Annotated in this window: 7 protein-coding genes; 2 read left to right on the top strand and 5 right to left on the bottom strand. The window is 68.7% G+C overall.

The window, feature by feature from the left end:
- A partial coding sequence (locus tag U9983_RS24230; RefSeq protein ID WP_322756226.1) for an MMPL family transporter occupies positions 1-1,596 on the bottom strand: 1,596 nt, incomplete at its 3' end.
- A 186-nt stretch (positions 1,597-1,782) separates the two neighbouring features.
- Here U9983_RS24230 and U9983_RS24235 point away from each other — a divergent pair.
- Positions 1,783-2,397: a TetR family transcriptional regulator gene (locus U9983_RS24235; RefSeq protein WP_322756227.1), complete on the top strand. Its 615-nt coding sequence runs from the start codon at positions 1,783-1,785 to the stop codon at positions 2,395-2,397.
- Between the two features lie 1,273 nt (positions 2,398-3,670).
- Complete coding sequence (locus U9983_RS28125; RefSeq protein WP_416211514.1) at positions 3,671-4,579, top strand: plasmid pRiA4b ORF-3 family protein; 909 nt, start codon at positions 3,671-3,673, stop codon at positions 4,577-4,579.
- Between the two features lie 98 nt (positions 4,580-4,677).
- Here the strand turns inward: U9983_RS28125 and U9983_RS24245 are convergent, their stop codons facing one another.
- The 4 genes from U9983_RS24245 to U9983_RS24260 form a co-directional block, all read right to left on the bottom strand.
- Positions 4,678-4,893, bottom strand: a complete 216-nt coding sequence (locus tag U9983_RS24245) for a DUF6343 family protein (protein WP_322756229.1) — start codon at positions 4,891-4,893, stop codon at positions 4,678-4,680.
- 40 nt (positions 4,894-4,933) lie between these two features.
- Positions 4,934-6,196: a serine--tRNA ligase gene (gene serS, locus U9983_RS24250; protein WP_322756230.1), complete on the bottom strand. Its 1,263-nt coding sequence runs from the start codon at positions 6,194-6,196 to the stop codon at positions 4,934-4,936.
- A gap of 76 nt (positions 6,197-6,272) precedes the next feature.
- On the bottom strand, positions 6,273-7,715 hold the full coding sequence (locus tag U9983_RS24255) for a glutamate synthase subunit beta (RefSeq protein WP_322756231.1): 1,443 nt from the start codon (positions 7,713-7,715) through the stop codon (positions 6,273-6,275).
- Between the two features lie 68 nt (positions 7,716-7,783).
- The coding region (locus U9983_RS24260; protein WP_322756232.1) for a glutamate synthase-related protein at positions 7,784-9,329 on the bottom strand (1,546 nt) is incomplete at its 5' end.

Genomic DNA, 9,329 nt, shown 5'->3' on the forward strand with positions numbered 1-9,329 from the left:
GAGGCCGATGACCACGGCGACGAACAGAGGCAGCTTGTCCGCGAGCACATGCGCGAAGTCGTCGAAGATCGCCGTTACGCCGCCGACGTGGACGACCAGCGAACTGCCCCTGGTCGACGCTGGTATGACCTCATCCCGCAGCCGATCGAGCAGCTTGGAGGTCTCGGCGTCCTGCGGGCTCGTGGTCGGGTAGAGCGTCACCGTCGCGGCGCGTCCGTTGGGACTTTCCCGCGGCGCTGACACCGACGCCACTCCGGGTGTGTCGCGCACCGTCGCGACCAGCGTGGCCAGGGCGGCGCGGTCCGCCGGGGAGCCGATCTCGGCGGCGAGCACGAACGGACCGTTGAATCCGGCGCCGAACCCTTCCGCGAGCAGGTCGTACCCCCGTCTGGAGGTCTTGGACTCCGGTCCGTTGCCCTGATCGGAGGAGCCGAGCCGCAGGGAGAAGAAGGGCACGGACACAGCCACGATCAGTCCCGCCGCGATCACGGCCGACAGTGCGGGACGCCGCTCGATCCGGCGGGCCCAGTTCCACCAGAAGCCGGTGGCCACCTCGGGTTCCCCGCCCGCGGCCGCAAGCCTCGCCCGCTCCTTCCGGCTGAGCACCTTCATCCCGAGGAAGCCGAACAGCGCGGGCAGCAGGGTGACGGCGGTGGCCATGGTCAGAGCCACCACGAGCGCCGCGCCCACGGCGACCCCGACCAGGAAGTCCACCCGCAGCGCGAGCATCCCGAGCAGGGCGATGCACACGGTGACACCCGCGAACATGACCGCGCGACCGGAGGTGTTGATGGCCGTGACGGCCGCATCCTGCGGACTCCGCCCGGCCCGCAGCGCGGTCCGGTGCCGGTTGACGATGAACAGGGCGTAGTCGATGCCAACGCCCAGGCCGATCAACGTGGCCAGGGTCGGCCCGAACTCGGCGATGTTCATCGCATGGGAGAGCAGTCCGATGAGAGAAAGCCCGACTCCCAGCGCGATGATCGCGGTGATCAGCGGCAGAGTCATGGCCAGCAGCGTGCCGAAGGCAATGAACAGGATCACCGCGGCGGCGGCGATACCCACCAGCTCGCTGGTACTGCCGAGGTCCTGTTCCGCGACGCTGATCGGGTTGCCGGACAGCTCCACCTGCAGGGCACCGCTGTCCGCGGCCCGAGCCGTGTCGACGATCGCGACAATGTCGTCCCTGGGGATCTCGTTCGCCTGCCTGTCGAGCGCTACGGTAGCGAACGCGGTCCGGCCGTCCGTACTGAACCGACCGACCGTATCGGGGCCGTAGGGGCTGGTGATCTCCACGACATGAGACAGCCGCGCGACAGAATCGAGCATCCGGGAGGCGGTGGCCTGGACCTGTGGATCCCGCAGTGTCCCGGAACGGGCATGCAGGACGATCGACGCGCTGTCCCCCGACGCCGCGGGGAACTCACGGGCAAGGAGATCCATCGCCTCCTGCGAACCGGTCCCCGGAAGTGAGAAGACGTTCTTGTAATCCGTACCGGCAGCGGCGCCGGTCGCGCCGACACCCAGTACAGCCGCAAGCCAGAGCAGCAGGACAAGGCGGCGGTGCTGGAAACTCCAGCGGGCCAGTGTTGGCACAGGTTCCCCTCTTGCCACGACAGACGACATCGATGATCAACGAATGGGACACTCGGGGTCCGGAAGCGGCCTGAGCCGACCTGGTCGCCGACACGATCACCTTGAGCACAGACTCAACACTTGTAGACTCAATTACCGTAGAAAGAAGCTCGAAAGTCAGTCAACGTGCGTGGAGCGATACTTCCTGTGATATCAGACACGCCACCCCTCGGACGGGCCGAACGTCGCGCCCGCACGAGAGCCGCGATCCTCGACGCGGCCCGCACCGTGTTCGGCGACTGCGGCTATCAGGGCACGACGATCCGCGCTGTCGCCGGCCGGGCGGACGTGGATCCAGCCCTGGTCATGCAGCACTTCGGATCGAAGGAGGCGCTCTTCATCGCTGCCGCCGAGATCGAACTGGGCGTCGACGCCGCCCTGCCCGGGCCAATTGACGACCTGGGTGAACGCCTCCTACATCACCTGCTGGAGCGCCTTGAGGTCGCCCCCGAGGCGACCATGTCCATGCTGCGGTCGATGCTCACCCACGATCAGGCCGCCGAGGCGGTACGGACAGCAATGATCAACAAAGAGGCCAATCCGCTCGCCGATATGATCATCGGCGACGACACCGAACTGAGATCCAGGCTCGTCGCCAGCATGATGATCGGCCTGATAGTAGCGCGCTACCTACTGAAGATCCCTGGAGTCGCGGAGGCACCCGCCGAGCGCCTGATCCCCCTGTTCGGGCCCTGCCTGCAGAGACTGATCACACCAGCGGACCCCGGAACCGCGCCGGGGGAACCACGAGACACGGCCTGAGAACGACCGGCAACAGGGGTCTCGGATCAGCGAGCGGGGAGCCAGGTAGAGGAGATCCAAGGCGGACGTGCTTCCCCATCTCGAACTCGGGGATGCCGTCGCGCAGCAGATCGCAGATACGATCGACCCGCTCGTACACGACCACCTTGTGGCCGGCGCGGGTGAGGTGTCAGGCCGCAGCGCCGGGCCACCGCAACACTCGGCATGGGGAAGCCCGCCCGCGCTTGCCTGGTCGCGGCTTGTTACGATAACAGGTGTGAGTTCCGCCAACCGTGCCAGGAAGAAGTCCGGTCGCACTCTGGCGAAGAGCCGTAACCGGAGCGCACCGTCGCCGTACGCGCCGGTCCTTGACGACGCCGCCGAGCTTCATCGCGAGGAGTCGATACTCATCGTCGAAGCGTGGGCGTCGCAGCTGCTGGGGCAGATCTGGGTTGCCGGCTGGGCTGACGACGCGGCCGACGGCGCCCACGACCCGAACGACTTCCTGCAGAACGAGGTCGAAGCGTTGATCCGCCATATGGCGGGCCAGCGCACACCCGCCGGGTTGGCGGTTCTGCGCGCGCTGGCGCTGGTGGGTGAGGATTGGACGCGCGAGCTGGCCACCGAGGCCGGCCGAAAGCTCGCCGGCCGCGGCGTCCCGGAACCCGCGTGGGTCGCACATACCGACGTCGCCGAACTGACCGACGCCCTGTCGATGACCGACATGTTCGGCGATGTCGAAGTGATCACGCTCGGCTTCCGGCGAGCCGACACCGAGCACGCTTTCGTGGTCTTCGTCGACCACGCCTCTCTCGCGGGCATCTTTAAGATCATGATTGGCGAATTGGCGGACGACGGCATCACCGGACTGGTCGAGATGTTCGGCACGCAAGGATCACTTGCCGAGCCGATCCCGCTGCCTGCCGCGCAGGCCAGGGCCCGGCTCGATGAGGCCCTCGACAGGATGCTCGATCACGGGCCGCCGGAGGTGGAATACGAGCGGGACGCACCGGCGGCGGAGAAGGCCGGCAGCGACGATGACGGTGACGCGGACAGCGATGACGAGGGCGACCCGGCTGGTGGCTGGGCACTGCTACGGGCACGGCTCGACCTGCTGCCCGACGATCAACTCGCCGACGCCGACGATGGTGATGGTGCCGGTGACGGGCTCGACATCGAGCTGATCGATGACGAGGCCGACCGAGAGGAAGCCGAGCGGGTCGCCGCGGAATTCCTGGCATCCGACCACGCCGAGGCGCTGCCCGATCGTGAGGCGGCCCGGATCTGGGCGCGGATGGCGGCCGACTGGGCTCTCGACCTGGGACGACCGGCGCAACGCTACGGCCCGCTGTCGCTGGGGTACTTTCTCATCACCGAAGTGAGCCAACACATCGCGCTCGGGGCCGACGACCTCGCACTGCTGCCAGCCGTCATCCGGGCCTGGGCGCACTTCACCACCGACGCTCGCGAGCTGGGCTCCGCCGCGCACGAGCAGTGGGACGAGCAGCTGCCGGACATACTGGACGAGTTCGTGGCCTCCTACCGGGAACCCGACGCGGCCGACCACCGCGCCACCTGCGCCGATGTCATCGACTTCCGTCTGTACGAGACCGAGACCAGTTCCGAAGCCGTGTTCGACAGACTGTACGCGTCGGCCCCCGCCTTTGTGCGCAGGCAACTCGACGACGCCGAGCTGGCCGTGCATCCGCCCACGATCCCCGCCGCCGCGGTGGAATCGGCGGGAACCGTCCATCAGATCAAAGTCCTGCTACGCGGGTCGAAACCGCCGATCTGGCGTCGGCTTGAGATTTCCTCGACGAGCACGCTGGCGGATCTGCACAACGTGATCCAGGCCGCGTTCGACTGGGACGACGACCACCTGTGGATGTTCACGACCGCGTACGGAAAGTTCGGCTGCTCCCCCGACCTGGGCGATCGGGATCCGGATGAGGCGACCATCGCCCAGATCGCCGGGGAAGGCGTCACATTCCGCTACCTCTTCGACTTCGGCGACGATCTGGACCACGACGTCATTGTTGAAAAGGTCGTTCCCGTCACGGCGGGCGCCGCCTATCCCCAGTGCATCGGCGGACGCCAGCCCGATCCCGTCCAGTACTACTTCGACGAGGACGGCGAAGGCCGTGCCGACGCGCTCTTCGACACCGACGTCATCAACGCCCGCCTCGCGAGACTACGCAGCTAGCCGCCGGCCGACGGCCAAAAAACCGGGCGGTAGGTCGTTGCGGTCGCGGGAACGGTACTTTCCACCTACGGCTGCCGGCCACAACATCGCCCAAGCCCTCAGCGTCGTTCCCGGCGCATCCGCCGGACGATCACGGTGAGGTCGACCACCGCCGTCAACGCGATCACGCCGAGCAGGACGGCCGGGACCGGCTGGTCGGAAACGGCGTAGTACACACAGGCACCCGCGCAGAACAGCAGCCCGAACAGGGCGAGAGCCAGGCGTAGACCCAACGCGCTACGGGCGGGCGGGAATCCACCCGGGCCACCGTCCACTGCACCATCGCCCCTTTGTTCCCGCCGCCCTGGGCCGGGGTCAGATGAGTTCGCGGTCGCCGAGATAGGGCCGCAGCACCTTGGGGACGCGGACCCGGTGGTCGGCGGTCTGGAAGTTCTCCAGAATGGCCGCCAGCAGTCGGGGCGTCGCCACCGCCGTGTTGTTCAGCGTGTGGGCGAACCGGACCCGTCCGTCGGCGTCCTTGTAGCGGATGTTCGCCCGCCGGGCCTGCCAGTCGTGCAGGGTCGAGCAGCTGTGGGTCTCCCGGAAGCGCGCCAGCGACGGGAACCACGTGTTGATGTCGTTCATCCGGAACTTACCGAGGCCCATGTCGCCGGTGGCACATTCCACCACCTCGTAGGCCAGACCAAGGGACTGCAGGACGTGCTCGGCGGTGTCGAGCAGTTCGGCGTGCCAGCGGGCGGACTCCGCCTCGTCAGCCGCGCAGATCACGAACTGCTCGACCTTCTCGAACTGGTGGACGCGCAGCAGCCCACGGACGTCGCGTCCGGCGCTGCCGACCTCCCGGCGAAAGCACGGCGAGATCCCGGCGTAGCGCAACGGCAGGTCACGCAGGGACAGCATCTCGCCCGCGTGCAGGCCAACCAGCGCAACCTCGGCGGTGCCGGCGAGATAGAGATCGTCCCCGGGTAGCTGGTAGATCTCCTCGCCGTGGCCCGGCAGGAAGCCGGTACCGACCAGCGCCTCGCGCCTGACCAGCGACGGCACCGACAGCAGCCGGAAGTCCCTGCCCGCCAGCAGGTCCAGCGCGTAGGAGTGCACGGCCCGCTCCAACAGCACGAGGTCACCGGCGAGCGCGTACGCCCGCTCCCCCGAGGCGCCACGGGCCCGTTCGAACTCCGCCCAGCCACGCTTCTCGGCCAGCTCGACATGGTCGACCGGGGTGAAGTCGAACACCGGGCGCTCGCCCCAGACCCGGATGACGGTGTTCGCCGCCTCATCCGGCCCGACCGGTGCCCCGCTCCACGGAATGTTCGGTGTCGCCAGCAGCAGGTCCGTCAGTCGGGCGCCGGCGTCCTCCAGCTCCGCCCGGGTCCGGCGCAGTTGCTCGTCCAGGGCGCCGGAGCGTTCCCGCAGCCGCTCGCGCTCGGCCGCGTCCGCGGCCTTGAAACCACCGGCGAGCTCCCGGCGCTCACGCTGGGCGGTGTCCAGCGCGTGCTGCAGGGCCCGTACGGACTGGTCGAGGCCCAAGATGGCGTCGACGTCGAGGTCCACCCCTTTGACGCGGGCGGCCTCCCGCACGGCGTCGGGATTCTCCCGGATGAACCGTCTGTCCAGCATCTGGCCTCGTCGCCCTCCAGCGGGATCCCTGCGCGTCGCTGAAAAGCCTACCGCCCGCCTGGCCGACGCCCGACGATCACCGTCGGGTCGGGGTGATCGGTTCGGGGAGGTCGGTGGAACCACGCAGGTAACGGTCCACCGCCGCGGCGGCGGCCCGACCCTCCGCGATAGCCCACACGACCAGGGACTGACCCCGGCCGATGTCCCCGGCGACGAACACCTTCGCGACGGAACTCGCCCAGCCGGCGTCCCGGGCGACGTTGCCACGGGCGTCGAGCGCGACACCGAGCTGGTCGAGCAGGCCGGGCCGTTCCGGCCCGACGAAACCCATCGCCAGCAGCACGAGCTCGCACGGCAGCTCGACGTCGGTACCCGGCACCTGCTCGAAGCGGCCGTCGACCATGGCGACCTCGTGCATGCGCAACGCGCGAACCCGACCGGCGTCATCACCGAGAAAGCACTCGGTGGAGACGGCGAAAACCCGGTCGCCGCCCTCCTCGTGCGCGCTGGACACCCGGTAGACGACCGGCCAGGTCGGCCACGGGTTCGCCACCGGCCGCAGCTGCGGCGGTCGCGGCATGATCTCCAGCTGGTGCACGGACACCGCCCCCTGGCGGTGCGCGGTACCCAGACAGTCCGCGCCGGTATCACCGCCACCGATGATGACCACCCGTTTACCCGCCGCGTTGATCAGCGGTTCGGTGCGGTCGCCCTGCTGGACCCGGTTCGCGGGAACCAGGTACTCCATCGCGAGGTGGACGCCGGCCAGCTCCCGGCCGGGCACGGTGAGATCCCGCCCGACCGTCGAGCCACCGGCGAGCACGATCGCGTCATAGGATGCGCGCAGCTCGTCCGCGGTGATGTCCACACCCACGTTGCACGAGGACATGAACACCGTCCCCTCGGCCCGCATCTGCGCGAGCCGACGGTCCAGCACCTGCTTTTCCATCTTGAACTCGGGGATGCCGTAGCGCAGCAACCCACCGATGCGGTCGGCCCGCTCGTACACGACGACGTTGTGGCCGGCCCGGGTGAGCTGCTGAGCCGCGGCGAGCCCCGCCGGGCCCGACCCGACCACGGCGACCCGCTGCTCGGTGCGCGCGGACGGCAGGACCGGCCGGACCGTGCCGTCGGCCCAGGCCCGATCGATGATCGACACCTCGACCTGCTTGATGGCCACCGGATCATCGGAGATTCCCAGCACACACGCGGTCTCGCACGGCGCCGGGCACAGCCGCCCGGTGAACTCCGGGAAGTTGTTGGTGGCGTGCAGCCGCTCGATCGCCTCGCCCCAGTCAGCCCGTCGTACCAGGTCGTTCCACTCCGGGATGATGTTCCCGAGCGGGCAGCCGTTATGGCAGAAGGGGATGCCGCAGTCCATACACCGTGTTGCCTGGTGACGCAGGGATTCGACCGGGAACGGTTCGTAGACCTCGTTCCAGTCGGTGATCCGCACGTCGACGGGCCGGCGCGTCGGCAGCTCCCGGGGATGCTTGAGGAAGCCGATCGGGTCAGCCATGCCACTCCTGTCGAATGATCGTGTCGGGACTGCCGGGGCGTGCTCGGCAACACACCGTAGGACACCGGTCACGCACGGGACGCCGCCATAATCAGATCTTCGGCGGGCAAGCCGTCCTCCTGCGCCCTGCGCATCGCGGCGAGCACCCGCTTGTAGTCCCGGGGCATGATCTTGACAAAGGAGGACTGCTCAGTCTCCCACTCCGCGAGCAGGCCCGCCGCCACTGTCGACCCGGTCTCGCGCCGGTGCCGGGCGACCAGGGCGAGGAGCAGCACCCGGTCGTCGTCGTCCAGCGGGTCCACGTCGACCATCTCGGTGTTGATCCGTCGCAGGATGGGCTTGTACAGGAACGCCACGCCACCGCTCATCCCGGCCGCGAAGTTGCGTCCGGTGGACCCGAGGACGACCACGGTGCCGCCGGTCATGTACTCGCAGCCGTGATCGCCGACGCCTTCGACGACAGCGGTCGCACCGGAGTTGCGGACGCAGAACCGCTCGCCGACGATGCCACGGAAATACGCCTCACCGGCCGTGGCACCGTAGAGCAGCACGTTGCCGGCGACGATGTTCTCCTCGGCCCGCAGCGGCGCCTCCTTGGGCGGGAACACGATGATCCGTCCACCGGACAGGCCCTTGCCGGTGTAGTCGTTGGCGTCGCCCTCGAGCGTGAGGGTCACCCCGCGGGGCACGAACGCGCCGAAACTCTGCCCGGCCGAACCGGTGAACCGCAGCGAGATCGTGTCGTCGGGGAGGCCCTGCGCGCCGTAGCGCCTGGTCACCTCGAAGCCGAGCATGGTGCCGACCGTCCGGTTGACGTTACGGATCGGCATCTCCAGCCACACCGGCCGACCGTCCTCCAACGCCCCCTCGCACAGCTGGATCAGGGAGTTGTCCAGCGCCTTGTCCAGCCCGTGGTCCTGAGCGGTCGTGCAGTGCAGGGAGCCACCGAAGGGCCGTTCCGGGGCATGCAGCAGCGGAGTGAGATCCAGGCCGGCGGCCTTCCAGTGGTCGAGTGCGGCCCGCGCGTCGAGGACCTCCACGTGGCCGACGGCCTCGTGCAGCGTGCGGAACCCCAGCGCCGCGAGGTACTCACGCACCTCCTGCGCGATGAAGGTGAAGAAGGCCTCCACGAACTCGGGTTTGCCGGTGAAACGGGCACGCAGCTCGGGGTTCTGGGTCGCCACCCCCACCGGGCAGGTGTCAAGGTGGCACACCCGCATCATCACGCAGCCGGCGACCACCAACGGGGCGGTCGCGAACCCGAACTCCTCCGCGCCCAGCAGCGCGCCGACGATGACGTCGCGGCCGGTCTTGAGCTGGCCGTCGACCTGGACCACGATCCGGTCGCGCAGGCCGTTGAGCAGCAGGGTCTGCTGGGTCTCGGCCAGGCCCAGCTCCCAGGGGGCACCCGCGTGCTTGAGCGAGGTCAGCGGGGCCGCGCCGGTACCGCCGTCATGCCCAGAGATCAGTACGACATCCGCATGGGCCTTGGACACACCGGCGGCCACCGTACCCACGCCGACCTCGGCCACGAGCTTGACGTGCACCCGCGCCCGCGGGTTGGCGTTCTTCAGGTCGTGGATGAGCTGGGCGAGGTCCTCAATCTGTCTCTTA

Origin of the sequence: Protofrankia sp. Cas3 (assembly GCF_963555955.1) — a bacterium.
In the GTDB taxonomy this organism is placed as follows: Bacteria; Actinomycetota; Actinomycetes; order Frankiales; family Frankiaceae; genus Protofrankia.